The organism is Spirosoma foliorum (assembly GCF_014117325.1).
Taxonomy (GTDB): Bacteria; Bacteroidota; Bacteroidia; order Cytophagales; family Spirosomataceae; genus Spirosoma; species Spirosoma foliorum.
Genome location: NZ_CP059732.1, coordinates 4122142 through 4138644, shown reverse-complemented (window position 1 = coordinate 4138644; position 16503 = coordinate 4122142). Strand labels below are relative to the sequence as shown.

The 16503-nt window shown below is 48.1% G+C and carries 13 protein-coding genes and 1 pseudogene; 5 read left to right on the top strand and 9 right to left on the bottom strand.

The window, feature by feature from the left end:
- Positions 1 to 96 precede the first annotated feature (96 nt).
- A pseudogene (locus tag H3H32_RS17680) lies at positions 97 to 1681 on the bottom strand (NAD(P)/FAD-dependent oxidoreductase).
- A gap of 291 nt (positions 1682 to 1972) precedes the next feature.
- On the opposite strand from H3H32_RS17680, the gene H3H32_RS17675 reads away from it, so the two are divergent.
- On the top strand, positions 1973 to 3931 hold the full coding sequence (locus tag H3H32_RS17675) for a DUF4350 domain-containing protein (RefSeq protein ID WP_182463987.1): 1959 nt from the start codon (positions 1973 to 1975) through the stop codon (positions 3929 to 3931).
- 149 nt (positions 3932 to 4080) lie between these two features.
- On the opposite strand, the gene H3H32_RS17670 is transcribed toward H3H32_RS17675, so the two are convergent.
- Complete coding sequence (locus tag H3H32_RS17670) at positions 4081 to 5793, bottom strand: GMC oxidoreductase (RefSeq protein WP_182463986.1); 1713 nt, start codon at positions 5791 to 5793, stop codon at positions 4081 to 4083.
- Between the two features lie 57 nt (positions 5794 to 5850).
- The gene (locus tag H3H32_RS17665; protein ID WP_240543801.1) at positions 5851 to 6312 is read right to left on the bottom strand and encodes a P-loop NTPase family protein; all 462 of its coding nucleotides are present in this window, start codon (positions 6310 to 6312) and stop codon (positions 5851 to 5853) included.
- A 209-nt stretch (positions 6313 to 6521) separates the two neighbouring features.
- On the opposite strand from H3H32_RS17665, the gene H3H32_RS17660 reads away from it, so the two are divergent.
- Positions 6522 to 7730 (top strand): acyl-CoA dehydrogenase family protein, encoded by a 1209-nt coding sequence (locus H3H32_RS17660; protein WP_182463985.1) that lies wholly within the window; start codon positions 6522 to 6524, stop codon positions 7728 to 7730.
- 121 nt (positions 7731 to 7851) lie between these two features.
- On the opposite strand, the gene H3H32_RS17655 is transcribed toward H3H32_RS17660, so the two are convergent.
- Positions 7852 to 8283, bottom strand: coding sequence for an SRPBCC family protein (locus H3H32_RS17655; protein WP_182463984.1), 432 nt, complete (start codon positions 8281 to 8283; stop codon positions 7852 to 7854).
- Between the two features lie 70 nt (positions 8284 to 8353).
- Positions 8354 to 9313 (bottom strand): helix-turn-helix transcriptional regulator, encoded by a 960-nt coding sequence (locus H3H32_RS17650; RefSeq protein WP_182463983.1) that lies wholly within the window; start codon positions 9311 to 9313, stop codon positions 8354 to 8356.
- A 235-nt stretch (positions 9314 to 9548) separates the two neighbouring features.
- Here H3H32_RS17650 and H3H32_RS17645 point away from each other — a divergent pair, with 235 nt between their 5' ends.
- Positions 9549 to 9848: a GNAT family N-acetyltransferase gene (locus H3H32_RS17645; RefSeq protein WP_182463982.1), complete on the top strand. Its 300-nt coding sequence runs from the start codon at positions 9549 to 9551 to the stop codon at positions 9846 to 9848.
- A gap of 8 nt (positions 9849 to 9856) precedes the next feature.
- Positions 9857 to 10813, top strand: coding sequence for a polysaccharide deacetylase family protein (locus H3H32_RS17640; protein ID WP_182463981.1), 957 nt, complete (start codon positions 9857 to 9859; stop codon positions 10811 to 10813).
- Positions 10814 to 10903: 90 nt separating this feature from the next.
- Here H3H32_RS17640 and H3H32_RS17635 read toward each other — a convergent pair whose 3' ends face one another.
- The 4 genes from H3H32_RS17635 to H3H32_RS17620 all read right to left on the bottom strand — a co-directional run bounded on the left by H3H32_RS17635 (position 10904) and on the right by H3H32_RS17620 (position 14903).
- A complete protein-coding gene (locus tag H3H32_RS17635) occupies positions 10904 to 11650 on the bottom strand; it encodes an ion transporter (protein ID WP_182463980.1) in 747 nt (248 codons plus the stop codon).
- Positions 11647 to 12348, bottom strand: coding sequence for a hypothetical protein (locus tag H3H32_RS17630; RefSeq protein WP_182463979.1), 702 nt, complete (start codon positions 12346 to 12348; stop codon positions 11647 to 11649). Before H3H32_RS17630 ends, H3H32_RS17635 begins: the two co-directional genes overlap by 4 nt.
- A 316-nt stretch (positions 12349 to 12664) precedes the next feature.
- A complete protein-coding gene (locus tag H3H32_RS17625) occupies positions 12665 to 14071 on the bottom strand; it encodes a carbohydrate porin (RefSeq protein ID WP_182463978.1) in 1407 nt (468 codons plus the stop codon).
- Positions 14072 to 14222: 151 nt separating this feature from the next.
- A complete protein-coding gene (locus H3H32_RS17620; protein ID WP_182463977.1) occupies positions 14223 to 14903 on the bottom strand; it encodes a response regulator transcription factor in 681 nt (226 codons plus the stop codon).
- Between the two features lie 258 nt (positions 14904 to 15161).
- On the opposite strand from H3H32_RS17620, the gene H3H32_RS17615 reads away from it, so the two are divergent.
- Complete coding sequence (locus H3H32_RS17615; protein WP_182463976.1) at positions 15162 to 16502, top strand: TolC family protein; 1341 nt, start codon at positions 15162 to 15164, stop codon at positions 16500 to 16502.
- Position 16503: the final 1 nt, after the last annotated feature.

The following is a 16503-nucleotide window of genomic DNA, read 5'->3' as shown; positions in this document are numbered from 1 at the left end:
TTGAGGTTTGAGGTTTATGGCAATCGGTCTACGGTGGGTTCGTGCAAGAGCTGTTGACACTGGTTCACCGTGAACCAAATACTGTAAACTGTAAACCTATTTATACAACTTAACTAATTCCTCTGCGCAACGTTCACCGTCCATAGCTGCCGATACAATGCCACCTGCATAGCCAGCCCCTTCGCCACAGGGAAATAACCGTTTTACGTCCACATGTTCACAAGTCTCCCGATCTCGCGGGATACGAACGGGCGATGATGTTCGGCTTTCGACACCAATAATCTGCCCGTCGTTACTTAAATAACCACGCATCTTTCGCCCGAAATCGCGAAGTCCCTGTTGCAAGGGATGGGCAATGTGATCGGGCAGTACGTCGCTCATATCGACCGATACCAGTCCTGGCTGATAGGAGGTTGGCAGGAGGTCCTTCGAGACGCGCCCGTCCACAAAATCAACAATGCGTTGGGCCGGTGCTGTTTGAGAGTGATCCACTCCCGACAGGTTTCCCATCTTACAGGCCCATCGCTCAAGGTCCTGTTGCAATGCCAGCCCTGCCAGTGGCCCCTCATCGGCGTAGGGCCGTAAATCATTGTCTGAAATGGCAACGACCAGCCCTGAATTGGCATACTGCGAATCCCGACGGGAAGGCGACATCCCATTGACAACTAACTCTCCAGGAGCCGTTGCTGCCGGAACAATAAAGCCCCCCCGGACACATACAAAACGAAAAAACGCCCCGTTCTACCCCTTTGAAACGGGTTTGTGTCACTAAACTATATGACGCTGCTGGCAAATAATCGCCCCGATTAGGGCGATGGTATTGAAACTGATCAATCAGCGACTGCTGATGTTCGATCCGAACACCCATCGCAAACGATTTCGCTTCGATACGAATCTGATGGTCATGTAACAGGTAAAAAATATCCCGTGCCGAGTGCCCTGTAGCTAAAATGACACCAACTCCCAATACGGTTTCGCCATTCGCTAAAACCACACCTTTCAGTTCATTTCCGGATACAATCAGGTCGGTTACCTTGGTGTCAAACCGGACTTCGCCACCAGCATTCAGGATGCTTTCGCGGAGGTCGGCAACCACATTGGGGAGTTTGTTGGTGCCGATATGCGGGTGTGCATCCACCAAAATCTGCTCAGTAGCGCCGTGGGCGACAAAGATTTCGAGAATCCGCCGGACATCGCCCCGTTTGGTTGAACGCGTATAGAGCTTACCATCAGAGTAGGTGCCCGCTCCGCCTTCACCGAAACAATAATTCGATTCAGGGTTAACGATGTGGTCTTTATTAATGGCGGCCAGGTCGCGTCGGCGGTTCCGCACATCACTGCCTCGTTCGAGTACGATCGGTTTTATGCCTAATTCAATCAGCCGAAGAGCTGCAAATAGTCCGGCTGGACCAGCACCTACAACAACCGCCTGTGGAGCATGGCTTATATCCATTTGCGGTTTGCGGTAATTGATGAGCTGAGGGGGCGTTTCGCCAGCAAACACGTCGGCCTCGACCTGTACGCGTACCTGGCGATTTCGGGCATCAATCGATTGACGACGTTTCCGTACTACAATATCTTCTGTATTGGGTAAGCCAAGCTTGGTCAACACCTGCTCCCGAAAAGCCAGGTCATCAAGAGCTAGTTCAGGGGGTAAGGCAAGCGAAAGTTGATGAATCATGATGAAAGTGGCCGGGTTGTTCCGGGTGTACGGTCAGTCGGCAGATCAGTAAGCGAAACTACTTAAAGTTACTCAATTGTTAACAGGGATGGGCTGATTTGGGTTCTTTCCGATTATTCCTAAATATTTTCATTGGGGAAAGAGTATGGTCTTACGTTGAGCAACTATTTCCTTTGTTAAGCGTAGTGGCCACATTCTCAGTGAGCAGGTTTGTAATACTGCTTCCGACCGTGGTCTGTTACCATAGAAATCAATCCTAAATCGACCAGTTCTGGTATCAAGTAAGAAATAATGACAAAAAAAGTAAGTCTTTTCAGTACACTGCTGCTAGTCAGTCAGGTCTTGTTGGCCCAAACGCCCTGGTCGCAGCGTATGGTTGCATCGATCATGGCCAACAATCCAGATTCCATTTCGTACAAGCGAGAAGATGGGACGAAGGGTGTGGCCCACTGGGAATACGAAACGGGCGTTCTTTTGGAAGGTGTCAAACAAGTTTGGTACCGTACGGCCGACGATCGTTATTTCAACTACATCCAGAAAAACATGGATCGGTATGTAACGGCCGACGGCAACATTCGAACCTATAAGTTGGAAGATTATAACCTGGATTTTATCACGCCGGGTCGGTCGCTGTTGCTGCTGGCTCAGCAAACGATACCTGGAAGAGAAAAGTATCGGAAAGCTGCCGATCTGCTGCATAAACAACTAATCGAACAGCCTCGCACCAAAGAAGGAGGCTACTGGCATAAAAAGCGGTATCCGTACCAGATGTGGCTCGATGGTTTGTACATGGCGGAGCCATTTGCAGTCGAATACAACTCGTTATACGGCGACTCGAAGCACTACGACGATATTATCAATGAGTTTGTATGGATGGAAAAACACGCTCGTGATACGAAAACGGGTTTGATCTATCACGGTTGGGACGAAAGTCGGGAGCAGAAGTGGGCAAATCCCAAAACCGGAAACTCACCTAACTTCTGGAGCCGGGCGATGGGCTGGTATGCTATGGCGCTGGTTGATGTACTGGATTATATTCCTCAATCGAATCCGCGCCGTGGTGAATTGGTAGCCATTCTACAACGATTTATGCCCGCTTTGGTAAAGTATCAGGACCCGAAATCGGGCTGCTGGTATCAGGTAACCGACCGCATGGGCGATAAAGGTAACTATCTTGAGGCATCGGGTTCGGCCATGTTTGTGTATGCCTTGGCGAAGGGTGTGCGGATGGGTTATTTGCCCGCTTCAATGATGGCAGCCGCTCGTAAAGGCTATGATGGTATGCTGAAAACCTTCATTTCGACCGATGCCAAAGGACTGATTCACCTGGAGAAAACCGTTGTTGTTGGTGGATTGGGTGGAACGCCTTATCGGGATGGCAGCTACGAATATTATCTGAGCGAACCCATTCGTCAGGATGATTTGAAAGGTGTAGGGCCGTTTATTATGGCCAGTGTTGAAATGGAAATTGCCGCCGAAGACGGGCTTGGGAAAGGTAAAACAGTTGCCGTTGATAACTACTTTAACCACGAGTCCCGGAAAGGTAATGTACATACAGATGGATCGGTGGAGCAGGAGCCCTTTCATTATACCTGGGATGATCGCCAGCATTCGGGGTTTTTCTGGTGGAAGAATATCTTTAACGATCTGGGCGCGAAAACAACCACGATAACGGGTGCTCCCACAGCGGCTTCATTGAAAGGTGTTAATGTGTATATCATCGTTGATCCCGATACACCGAAAGAAACGCCAAAACCGAACTACGTCACTGAAGCTGACATCAATGCCATTGCCAATTGGGTGCAGGCTGGAGGAACACTGGTGTTGATGGCCAACGATACATCGAACTGTGAACATACCCATTTCAATCAACTGGCGGCCCGGTTTGGTATGCAGTTTTTGCCCAAAAACCGGAATATGGTACAGGGAAATCAATTTGAGCAGGGAAAAATCAGTATACCTTCTGGAAACCAGGTGTTTCCCAATACTCGGATGGTTTACATTAAAGAATTATCTCCGCTTGGGATAAAGGCGCCGGCCAAAGCAGCAGTAACCGATTCGGGCGATGTTATTATGGGCGTTGCTAAAGTAGGAAAGGGAACCGTCTTCGCTGTGGGCGATCCCTGGCTATACAACGAATACGTTGACGGGCGTAAAATTCCTGCCCAATACCAAAATTTCCAGGCAGCCAAAGATCTGGCAACCTGGTTATTAAGTCAGGGCTCGTCAGCGGGAGCAAATAAGCGTTAATTTTTTTGTCATTCCGACGAAAGGAGGAATCTTAAAGTATCCTTGCTAGAGAACTAAGAAGCCCTAAGATTCCTCCTTTCGTCGGAATGACAAAAAACTCATCCTGGGTCTATAACCTCATAGTTTGAACTATGGGCTGATATCAATACTTACAACGTCAACGCCTTCATTTGTTTCACCGCATAATTGGCGGCTCGGGCGGTGAGGGCCATGTAAGTCAATGAGGGATTTTGGGTGCTGGTCGAGGTCATGCAGGCACCGTCGGTTACAAAGACATTTTTGCAGTGATGCAGTTGATTCCAGCTATTGAGCAGTGATGTTTTTGGCTCGCGGCCCATACGAACACCACCCATTTCATGATTTTCACTGCCGGGTAAACGCCCGGTATCTTGTGTGCGGATGTTTTTGAACCCTGCCTTCGTGTACATTTCGGTGAACTGCTCGAAGAAATCCTTGAGAATTTTCTCGTCGTTCTCATCATAACCGACCGAAACCCGCAACTGAGGTATTCCCCAATTGTCTGTCAACGTCGAGTCAAGTCGTACTGTGCTATTTGCTTTGGGAATGGTTTCGGCCATCATGGCAGAACCAACCTGCCAATCGCCCAGTGTGGGATTAATCAGGTTTTGTTTCAACGAGGCCCCAATGCCATCCTGATTCTGAAGCTCCGCCCTCGACGAATAGAACGTAGCAGCGTACCCCCTCAAGAAATCAGTTTCTTGCTTAAACACATTCCGAAATCGGGGAATATAACTGCTATTCGGGCGACGACCATCGGTGGTGGAATCCAGATTACCGTCGTAGATTGCCGTAACGCGCCCTCGGTAACTATGGAACGCCATGTGCGTGCCCATTAGCCCATTGTCATTTCCCAATCCGTTTGGAAATCGATTGGAGGTTGAATTCAACAGAATTAGGTTGGTATGTAGTGCCGATGCATTCACAAAAATAATGCGGGCGTAATACTCAGTCATTTGCCGGGTTTGAGTATCAATAACACGAACTCCTGTTGCCTTATTTTTATGCTCGTCGTAGATAATTGAATGGACAACCGAATTGGACTGAAGTGTGAGTTTTCCTGTACGGAGTGCCCAGGGAATCGTCGAAGCATTGCTGCTGTAGTAACCGCCGTAGGGACAGCCGCGCTCACACAAGGTTCGATGTTGACACTTTGCACGACCTTGTTGATAGTGAATGGGTTGAGGCTGGGTAAGGTGAGCCGCCCGGCCAATAATGACATGCCGATCTTTGTAACTAGCCGCAACCTGTTTTTTGAAATAAGTCTCAGCACACGACATTTCATGGGGCGGCAAAAACTCGCCATCGGGTAGTGTCGCCAGGCCATCTTTGTTACCCGTAATGCCCACAAACTTCTCGACACGACTGTACCAGGGCGCAATGTCGGCGTAACGAATTGGCCAATCGACCGCAAAACCGTCGCGGGCAGGACCGCCAAAATCGAAATCACTCCACCGCTGCGTTTGCCGTCCCCAGGTTAGTGACCTCCCGCCCACCTGATAACCATGCATCCAGTCGTAGGGCTTTTCCTGTACGTATGGTTGCTCGCTGTCTTTAGCGAAAAAATGCATGGTCTCTTCGTGGAAGGCATAGTTCCGGCTGGCAATCGAGTACTCCTGCCGAATATGAAGTGGCACCTGACCGCGGTGCTCAAACTCCCAAGGATTGAGCACCGCGGTCGGATAATCCGTTACGTGCTTCACCTCCCGACCCCGTTCGAGCATTAATGTATGAAGGCCATGTTCAGTAAGTTCTTTTGCGGCCCAACCGCCACTCATCCCCGAACCGATGACAATGGCATCGTATGTGCGATCTTTTACACTATCAATGAGCAGATTGGCCATAGTAAAATTGTTCAGCCCGTAGGTACAATTAAAAAGTGTAAAACCTCAGCTTTTTAACTATACTGGGCGTTCTGCCATTTGCTTTATCACAGCATCTAAACGCTCCTGAACGGTGTAATCGCCACGTAATTCAAGAATGGGGCAGCTAAGTTTTTTCATCCAGTTTTCGTGCACGACCAATGATCGTCTGGTCGATAAGGGATTGTCGTAGCCTGATGCCCAGCTAATAAACTCTTCGAAGAGCTGATTTCGATGCTCATCTTCATAGATCACACTTCCGTATCGGGTAAATTCTCGTTTTCGTAATCGATCGAGTCGTATATCGGGTGGAATCCAGAGAAAAACGGCCAGATCAAACGCCGAGAACCACTCGTCACCCCAACTCACTAACGAGCCGCCGACAATGAAACCAGGGCGCTTTTCTAGGGCACTACGCAACTGATTGTTCCGTTTGATGGGATCTCGTTTGACGGTAAATGGCGGGTCGGAAGGCTCCCAGAAAAAAAGAATCTGTGTCAAAATAAGGCAAGCCGGTTTGGTTAGCCAGGGCGTTTCCCAGCGTGGTTACCCCCGAACCTGACGCTCCGAAAATATGGACTTTCATACTTGCTAATTTATGCCGTCATTCGGTAAGAAAATAGCGGGCTGAGCCAGCCTACTGTTTTTTCTGAAGCTTGACAAAAATACCCATTCCTACAACAAGATGCCCTTTTCTGGGTTAACTCCCTATGCAAGCCCCCTCCCTAACTCCGCCCCGAAATAAGGTTGATTCGTTTGAGTCGCCTGATTTCTATTGCATTGATGACCTGCTCACGGCCGAACACAAATTAGTTCGGTCGGCTGTACGAACGTTTGTGAAACGAGAGATTACGCCCATTGTTGAAGAGTGTGCCCAACGAGGTGAATTCCCTGACCATCTGGTTAAGAAGTTCGGACAGATCGGTGCCTTTGGTGCTACTATTCCGGTTGAATACGGAGGGGGAGGCCTGGACCAGATTTCCTACGGTCTGATGACTCAGGAAATTGAGCGGGGTGATTCAGGTATGCGCTCCTGCGTGTCGGTACAGAATTCACTGGTGATGTACCCAATTTTGACCTTCGGGTCAGAAGAACAGAAGAAAAAGTACCTACCTAAACTGGCAAAAGGCGAGCTACTAGGCTGCTTCGGCTTAACAGAACCCAATCATGGCTCCGATCCGGGTGGTATGGAAACCAGCTTTATCGAACGCAGTGATTACTATTTGCTCAATGGGTCAAAACTCTGGATTACCAACGCCAACATTGCTGATATCGCGATTGTCTGGGCCCGAAACGAGCATGGTAAGGTTCGGGGGTTGATTCTGGAACGGGGCATGGAAGGATTTACAACCGCCGAAATCGGCAATAAATGGTCGCTGCGGGCGAGTAGTACGGGGGAGCTGATTTTTCGGGATGTGCAGGTTCCGAAAGAAAACATACTCCCTGAAGCGTATGGCTTGAAAAGCGCCCTGAAATGTCTGGAGCAGGCCCGTTATGGCATTTGCTGGGGTGCCTTAGGAGCCGCTATGGAATGTTACGAAGTAGCCCGACGCTATTCCCTCGAACGCATTCAGTTCAATAAACCTATTGCGAGCTTTCAATTAGTGCAGAAGAAACTGGCTGAAATGCTGACCGATATTACGCAGGCGCAATTACTCTGCTGGCGACTAGGTACGCTCAAAAATGAGGACCGGGCGACGGTCGCGCAGATTTCGCTGGCCAAGCGGAACAACGTTGAAATTGCCTTGAAGACTGCTCGTGAGGCCCGCCAGATTCTGGGCGCTATGGGCATATCGGGTGAATATCCCATCATGCGCCACCTGATGAATCTTGAATCGGTGAGTACGTATGAAGGTACACACGATATTCAACTGCTAATTCTGGGTGCCGAAATTACGGGGATTCCGGCGTTTAAATAACCTTGGAGCGTTCTGGCGCGAGCGTTTGCTCGTGCTTGCCAATATAAGCGAGTATATACTCGCGCTCATGAATAGGCACGGGCAAATGCCCGCGCCAGAACGTCCACCTCCGACACAAAAACTACTGTTCCGCAATTTCCTTGATCTGTTTCAGGAAATCGCTCATGCCGTTTACAGAGTGATTATAGCCTTCTTCGGTGGCGTATCCCTGTTGCGTCCAGGTGAACTCGGTCTGATTGTCGTTTTCGGCTCTTAACGTGTAAGTTACAGTCGAGTAATTTTCAGGCTTATCTTCCAGGCCAGAAAAACCACTCCAGTAGCTATAACTGAGGAGTTTGTTGGGCACGTTTTCCAGGATCACCCCTTTATCCCGATACGTTTGCTCGCCGTATTCGCCCTGAAAGATAATCTCACTCCCAATTTTCCAATCGGTTACGGTTTCGGTGCCGAATAGATATTCTTTGATAAGATCAGGGGTCGTCAATACGTCCCACACTCTGGCTGGGCTGGCGTTGATGTCGATAGATTGGGATACAATAAGGTCGTTGCGCATGGTCGTTGACTAAATGAAAATTGATGGCAAAGGTTCGTAAACTCACTGACAACAGTGTGTCAGTAGCGTTTTAGCCAGCTATAGGTTGTGCTGCGTAATGTGCCTGTATTTCATCGGCTAGTTGCTGCATCATAGTTCGTAATGATTCAGGGTGTTCAATCGTCACAGAACTGCCGTACATAAGCAGCCAACGGGCCAGACCTTCTATGTAAGGCGTTTGGAAATATACCCGAACGTGTTCGCCGAGATCTTCCTCGCTCTCAAAACCATAGGCGTATTTCTGCTCCTGCATATAACGGGCAGCCGATTTAGGGAATAAAACAGTCGCGTTATTTACGGGCCAATCCTGCCCCATTCGATTAAGATATTCCTGTAAGGATAGGCGTTCGGGACGAGAAAAGCGTTGCCCGGTGTTGGTCAGTTCTCGAATGCGATCCACCCGGAAATCGCGGTAGTCTTGCCGGATGCGACAAAAGGCGATCAAGTGCCAGCACATGCGGTAATGATGGAGGCCAACTGGCTCAACTTCCCGTTCGGTTTCGGCGTCGTTATACTGCGAATGATACTGGAGCAATAACACTTGGTTTTGGGCGATGGCGTGCTGAATATGCGTCAATAAGCCATCGGAATAGGGCTGGCGATTTCGGGGTTTGGCCACCGAAATGTGCGCATCCAGATCGTCGAGCCGCTCTTGATCTGTGCGTTTGAGAACCGATTTTATTTTGAACAGGGCCGATTCAAATTCGGTCCGAACCGATTCATCAGCCCATTTTTCAATTAACTTGCCGCCCATCAAAAGTGCGCTGGCTTCGGCACTAGTGAACATGACGGGAGGCAGGTGATAGTCGGTCAGGAAATAGCCCACACCTGCTTCGGCTCCGATAGGAACGCCCGCTTCTTCCAGTGATCGAACGTCCCGATATACTGTTCGTAGGCTGATACCGAATCGTTGCGCTAACTCTTGAGCACGAACAACGCGCTTGGTTTGCAGATGAATCAGGATGGCAGTCAGGCGGTCAAGACGGTTCATTATGATGCTGTAAAAAAGACACGCGCAAATTACAATAGACCGCTGATTTTTAAGAGCAATCTGATTTAGTTATGATTTTGTATCCAGTGGAATAAACAATTGACTTTATTTTGCCCGCAAACTCATGTAATCATAATCGCTCCTATCATTCATAAAAATCTGCGGTCTATTAAAATTTGAACAAGTAGCCCTTTTTTTGCGTAGAGTCATATAACAAAACCCAACACGTATACAAATGAGTACTATTCACAACAATACCCACCAACACCGCTTCGAACTGGAAACTGACGGAAAGTTGTCTTTTGTAGAATATCAGTCCGTAAATGATGAAACCCTAGCGCTGGTTCATACCGAGGTTGATCCTAGTTTAGAAGGACACGGTGTTGGCTCAAAACTGGTAGAAGGCGTTTTGGCCTATGTCGAAGATCATAATCTGACGATTGTACCCCTTTGCCCTTTTGTATCGGCCTACCTGAAGCGCCATCCCGACTGGAATCGAGTTGTCTCGACTTCGTATACAACGACTGGTTTCTGAGTTTAACCATGAAGCGTTTTGTGTTTGCGTTAAGTCTGTCCGTTTTAAGTAGCCTGACTACTTTCGGACAGCTAGCGAATTACCGTGTGTTTTTTGGGCTTACGAATCAGCAACCTCGTCAGGTTGTCCTACGCCAGTGGAAGCAAGGCCAGCAAATTCGTTATTTGGTACTTAACCCACACACGCTCGAAACAGCTATAGTCAACCTGCCTCCGACTAGTGTTCGGGAATTGCCCTGGCCGAATCTGTTAGAGCAAATCAGTCAAACACCCTATGCCCAAGCGCTTCGACTTGAGCAAACGCGGGACTACAATTTGCAGGATGCGGGTATTGAGCGGGCCGATACAACTGAACGTGGTTTCAGTCTGACCATTGACTTGTGTCCATCTACAAAACCGCTGACTCGGACTGTATTTGAGCAACTGATTCGGGCGTTTGAACCGGAGGAGAAACCAATTCCTATTACCATTACAATTACCGGACTTTGGATGGAAAGCCATCTGGCGGACTTGGCTTATCTGAAAAGTCTGGTTAGCCGGGGTGATCTGGACATTACATGGGTCAATCATTCGTACCACCACCGATACAATCCACGGTTGCCACTCCCCATGAATTTCCTGCTCGAAGCGGCTACTAACCTGAACGATGAGGTACTCCTGAACGAGCAGGCCATGCTTAAAAATGGGCTGACACCGTCTATCTTCTTCCGATTCCCTGGCCTCGTTTCCGACAAGGCAGTATTCGATCGGATATTGGCTTTTGGCTTATTGCCCATTGGTAGCGATGCCTGGTTAGCTAAAAATCAGCAGCCCAAACAGGGTAGTTTGGTTCTCATTCACGCTAACGGAAACGAACCACTGGGCATCGCCGATTTTATTAACCTGATCCGCCAGAAATCAGCTGTTATTGAAAACAAAACCTGGCTATTGTACGACCTGCCAGCTAGTGTGGCAAAGGAGAAGTGAGTTGATGTAAGATGTATAATGTAGGGTATATGCTATACGATTTGTAATTACCTTGGTTTATAGTATATATCTTACATTATATATCCTACATCATGTATCTCTTCGCTTTTCTAACTCCTCGATTTTCTTCCGAAGTTGCCGCACCTCATTGATGAGAATTTTTACGTCGCTATCGGTTTGTTCCTGATCGTCTTCTACAAAAAAGTTAGCTACGTACCCTGTAAACGTACCAAACAGACCAACACCGGCAATCATTAAAACGGCGGCAATCAGTCGCCCAAAGGTTGTGATGGGAAATTTGTCGCCGTAGCCAACGGTGGTAATGGTAACGAATGCCCACCAAAGTGCGTCGGAAGGGGTTTTGATATTGGCTTCGGGTACACGTTCGGCGTAAAGAATGGCTACTGCGCCAAAAATCATCAGTAAAATAGAACTGAGCAGTACAACGGCCAGCGTCCCATTGGCTCGATTACGGAAGAGATAATTCAGGAAACTACGTATCGAACGAAACGAACGAATCATTCGCAAAATCCGGACTACCCGAACCAGTTGGCCTAGTCGAAACCAGTCGAGGGCTGGAATACTGGCTAACAAATCAATCCAGCCCCATTGCAGAAACGCCCATTTGTTCGGAGCCTGATAAAGTCGGAGAAAGAAATCGTAGAGAAAATAAATACAGATGCCTGTATCGATCTGATCGAGCAACTGCCTGGTTTGCTGGTGCATAGGCACTAACTCCCGAACAAGCAAGGCAACGACAATATAGACCGATAACACAAGCATGATCACTTCATGCAACGTGAGTTTGGGCGAAACCGGCTTTTTGCGGGTACTCATGGTTTTCGAGGTACGGGCGGGTGCAAGGGCGAAATTCGATCTTTTTTGCGTATCCACCGCCAAACGTCCGTTAGGAAAGCTGGATAGAGTGAAACACCAATGCTATAGTAACTTCCGTTGAAATTCTGATCGATGGCGGTTTGGAAGATCGAAACCCGGTAGCCGATCTGAGCACTTAAACCGACCCAGCGAGTGGCCCGCCATTGCCCATAAGCACCGACCTGGAGCGGTACAAAAAAATCTCGACGAGATCGGTCAACTGGCACATTCTGGCTCAAATTGAGCGGTATAGCATAGGCAACTCCACCGCCCAGCTCTACCGGTAAACTAACTAGCCAACGTTTATTATTGACCATATTCCACCAATACATCGAACTGATAAACCACATATCAGTGCGGGTGTAATAGTTGAGGTTGATTCGTTGGGCAGCACTCCGTCGCCAGTCGATCAGGCGGAGGTAGGTTGCATAATTTAACCAGTAATACCCAATTGTTAGTTGATGTCGTTTGCGCCCATAGGTAAATCCCGCATTAACGCCCCATACGTTAATATGCTGACGTTCGAGAAAAGAATCCCGAAAATCGAGATTAAAAGCAGGTTTTAGAGCAGGCGGCTTTGGCCGGACCGAATCAGTTGGTGGTAATGAGTCGGGCAGTGTAAGTAACGACGAAAAGGCGAGTAAGCAAGCAGCAAGCATAATGCTCTACAAACCCGAAAAACAGCTTTTGAGTTACTAATGCTCGTTTCTATTGATTCTGTGGATTCGATATTAGCCTAATCGGCCTTTTTTGTGGTGTCAGCTGTTTGCTCCGTTCAGCGTAGTCTGTGACTACGCAGTCGCGTTATCCGGTCTCCGACCGGCGTTTAAATGAATAGAATAGATACGTATTGGATAGATCAACTGCTCCAAGGATCGTTATTATAGGAATTTATCAAACCGGTCGGAGACCGGATAACACTCTGGCGTAGTCTCAGACTACGCCAAACGAAGCTACTGCACCTAGCTAGCTCAATCAAAACTCAACGTGTGTTCGTAAGGCAAACAAATTGACTGGTCCTCGATCACCATTATAGCCCGGATTTTGAACCAGCTGGTAGTCTAATGTCAGATAAAGTGTGTGAGCAAGACGGGCTTTATAGAACATTTCGAGGCTATTTTCGGGCTTATAATTTGGCAAACTTCCATCGCCGAGCATAAAACCTGAGCCTCCCGCATTTAAGAACGCAATATGTTCGGCCGAGATACCATTTTGGGCTAACGCTATTCCTACCACATCGTTTTGCCGATGCCAGCGCGTTCCACCAATGTAAGCGCCTAACGAAAAGCTGCGGTCTATTTCAGTAAAGGCCCAGGTAGCCGTTTGCCCATTGTTCCAGCTAGCTCGACCAAACACACCACCAACGTCACCAAGCGGTTGCTCGAAATTCAGGCCGAAACCGTATTTGACTCCACCGTAGTTTGTGCCCGTAAGAATGTAGGCAGGATCGGTGGGGTAGGTGCCCGCCTGTAGTAATTGCGTGGCGGAAGCATAGGTGGGTGCTTTTGTAACGTTCCGAAATCCCAGTAACCGGACGGTTCCGGCCCTGCGTAACACCTGGAATTTGTGTTCAAGTTCAAGCGTGAGCGCATTGGATTTTCCAACATTCCAGTCCAGCACGTTGCCATTTGCCACAATAGGCATCAACGAAGCCGCTACCCGAACCGCATACGTTGGCCTAATATATTCGGTAGCTAAACTCCAGGTGTACCCGCGTGTATTGGCCGGATAATCCCAGGCTCCCATATTCATGAGCGTCCAATTGAAAAACTGACTTCGGGGGTCGTGGGCGTAGGCGTTGTTATCGAAGATATCGGCAATCGAGAATTTCCCGGCAGTGATCACCAGCCTGGATGCTGGAATAGGTTCTTCTACCTGATTCGCATCAGATTGGGCTTCCTTAGTAGGACTTTTATCGAGCCGAATAATCTGTTCGATGTAAAAACGGGCGATATAGAGAGCTGGGCGGGCACTCCCAATCCGAAAGGTTTCGCCATTGGGGAAGCCCGCTATGCCAACCGCGGGCGCATACAAGCTTTCATCGTAGGGAGACTGGCTATTGCGATGCCCTACACCGCGCCCCCCGGCAAGTTCTGGATTGAGATAAACGGCCGCACCTTTCCATAAACGACGGCCCAGAAAAAGGGTTGTGGTAACTGATAAAGCCGTGTCGGGTTGGGCGCTGAGTGTATTCCGGCCATCATATCCGGCACCTTTGAAACCCGTATGTCCCTGGGCAATAGTCGTAAACTGAAAATGCAAACTCCAGTTCTGGAGCGAGTCGAGGTAGTTGTTGTTATTATCCTGTTGTGCCTGAGCGGTTCCCGTTACCAAGAGAAAAAACAGGCCAAACCAATGGTGCGTTCTTGAGTTGTGTTGCATGAAGAGTATAAGCAGAATCAGGGGCTTGTTTTTTAGATGATAGATAATGAATAATAGGTAATGAATAATGTAAAATGAATAATGAGTTAGTGGCTAGAAGTTCATTACCCATTATTCATTATCCATTTTACATTATTCATTACCCATTCACTTATACCCCTGATTTAAGAAGGTAACCCAAACCCATAGTGGTATGAATGAGCTTATGGTCAAATCCGTGATCAATTTTTTTGCGTAGAAAGTTGATGTATACCTCTACCTTGTTCGTGTTCGACGACATAGTACTGTCCCACACTTTCTCCAGAATTTGGGCTTTTGTGACAACGCGCCCGGCATTTTCGACCAGAAAAGACAGTAGTTGGAACTCCCGTGCGGTCAGGCTAATGCGTTTGCTGGCACGATAGGCGGCTTTCTCAGCTACATTCAGCTGGAGATTATCGACACTGAGGATAGTGGGCGAGTTGAACCCTCCGATTCGTCGGCGATGCAATGCATAAATACGGGCGAGTAATTCAGTTGGGTCGCAGGGGCTCACCAGATAATCGTCGGCGCCTGCATATAAACCTCTGGCTTTATCGGCCGGGGTACTTTGAGTTGAGAACAGTAAAATCGGAGTCGAATCGTTCTCCTGCCGAAGCCGCCGAATGAGGTCGAAGCCATCCAGATGGGGAAGTTGGGTATCCAGTAAGATTAAATCAAACCGCCCATGAAGAGCCATGGTAAGACCCGTAAGCCCGTCGGTTGCGATTTTTATAATATACTCTCGTTCCACTAAAATCCGATTGAGGAAGTCGATAGAGGTATAATCCTGTTGAATCAGTAAAATTTTCATAGGCCAATAACCCATTGGGTTTATTTGGCCCCAAAAGTGTTGGTCCAACTTTAAATCGGTTTTAAAGGCGAATTAAAACTCGTTTAAATTTGAGTTAACCTATTAAGTATTAATACCGATAAGTTGATAAATAACTGGCCGTAACTGATTGCCCTTATTTTTAAGCAATAATTAATAACGCTTTAACAACGCCTTAACGGTAGAGTGGCTATTTGCCGACCAATCAGCCGGATTAATTTAGTATCCCGCGTTTATCTTATGGCTCATTTTCGATTTCCCACTTTTCTTCGCATCAGTATTTTTCTGGGTTGGTTAGGTATAATTTCGCCTGTCGTGGCCCAGCCAACTTCCACGCCCCCCAGTACGTTGCCAGTTGCTGACACAATTCGGCAAAGCCTGCCACAACTCGAACAATTATTCGTGGAGCGTAATTTCCAATTGCTTGCGCAACGGTATCAGATCGATATTGCCGATGCGGCTATTACGCAGGCTGGCTTACGTCCAAATCCGAACCTGTGGTTTCAGGGCAATTTGTATAACCCGAATACGCACAAGATTTTGCCCTTTAAGACCCCTTCTCAGGCCGACCAGAACGCGGGTATCTACAATAGTGGCTATTTTGCTGTTCAGTTGCAACAGGTAATTTTACTGGCAGGGAAGCGGAGCAAGCTGGTAGCCCTGGCCGAAAGCAACAAATCATTGGCCCGACTGGCCTTTCGCGATATCATGCGAACGCTGCATTATCAGCTCTACACAACCTACACCAATTTATACTACGACCTCCAGGGGCTGAAGTTGTTCGAGGATGAACTAGGTCGGCAGCAACGATTGCTCGAATCGTACCGAATAGCGCTTCAATCCGGGGGCGTAGCGCCCTATGAGGTAACCCGACTGGAGGTGGCGATTCGGGACTTACAAGCCAATAGTGCTAATTACCAGACACAAATTGCTGATGATCAGGCAACCCTACGCATATTGTTACGACAATCAGCTAAATCGTTCATACTACCTACTGAGTTGCCACCCTTAAGAACGACACTCCCAGCTTTGGCAACAGCACTCGATTCGGCTCAGACCAATCGACCCGATATTGGCTTATCGCAGGAACAGATCAACAATGCCGAGCGTAGTTTATCGCTGGAAAAAGCCCGGCGAACCCCCGATTTAACAACGGGTGTGCTTTATGAGCGATACGGGAATGCGTATAGCAACTTTACAGGCTTTCAATTGTCGATGGACTTACCCGTTCGAAATCGAAATCAGGGCGCTATCCGATCGGCAGAAACGACGCTGAAAAGTGTAACCAGTGGCCTGGAAAATCAGCAGGTTGTGGTGCAAAGTGATGTGTTGAACGCCTTCGATAAGCTCAATACGTACTATGCCCAACTGGCGGCCCGGCCAGCGGGTTATCTGGATCGGATTCAGAATATTTCGGTCGAAGCGACCAAAGCCTATAACTCACGTTCCATTGGTCTGCTGGATTATCTGGATAAAATACGGACCTACCAACAGGCTCAATTGAATAACCTTAACCTGCTGAATAACCTCTATAACACGCAGCAGTTACTGAATTATACCACCAACACACGATTTTTTTAGT

Excerpts from the sequence above, each read along its gene's own strand:
- H3H32_RS17630 (WP_182463979.1), bottom strand. The coding sequence starts at position 12,348 with ATGCTTGCTGCTTGCTTACTCGCCTTTTCGTCGTTACTTACACTGCCC.
- H3H32_RS17625 (WP_182463978.1), bottom strand. The coding sequence starts at position 14,071 with ATGCAACACAACTCAAGAACGCACCATTGGTTTGGCCTGTTTTTTCTC.
- H3H32_RS17615 (WP_182463976.1), top strand. The coding sequence starts at position 15,162 with ATGGCTCATTTTCGATTTCCCACTTTTCTTCGCATCAGTATTTTTCTG.
- H3H32_RS17660 (WP_182463985.1), top strand. The coding sequence starts at position 6,522 with ATGCAAGCCCCCTCCCTAACTCCGCCCCGAAATAAGGTTGATTCGTTT.
- H3H32_RS17670 (WP_182463986.1), bottom strand. The coding sequence starts at position 5,793 with ATGGCCAATCTGCTCATTGATAGTGTAAAAGATCGCACATACGATGCC.
- H3H32_RS17635 (WP_182463980.1), bottom strand. The coding sequence starts at position 11,650 with ATGAGTACCCGCAAAAAGCCGGTTTCGCCCAAACTCACGTTGCATGAA.
- H3H32_RS17620 (WP_182463977.1), bottom strand. The coding sequence starts at position 14,903 with ATGAAAATTTTACTGATTCAACAGGATTATACCTCTATCGACTTCCTC.
- H3H32_RS17650 (WP_182463983.1), bottom strand. The coding sequence starts at position 9,313 with ATGAACCGTCTTGACCGCCTGACTGCCATCCTGATTCATCTGCAAACC.
- H3H32_RS17645 (WP_182463982.1), top strand. The coding sequence starts at position 9,549 with ATGAGTACTATTCACAACAATACCCACCAACACCGCTTCGAACTGGAA.
- H3H32_RS17655 (WP_182463984.1), bottom strand. The coding sequence starts at position 8,283 with ATGCGCAACGACCTTATTGTATCCCAATCTATCGACATCAACGCCAGC.
- H3H32_RS17640 (WP_182463981.1), top strand. The coding sequence starts at position 9,857 with ATGAAGCGTTTTGTGTTTGCGTTAAGTCTGTCCGTTTTAAGTAGCCTG.
- H3H32_RS17675 (WP_182463987.1), top strand. The coding sequence starts at position 1,973 with ATGACAAAAAAAGTAAGTCTTTTCAGTACACTGCTGCTAGTCAGTCAG.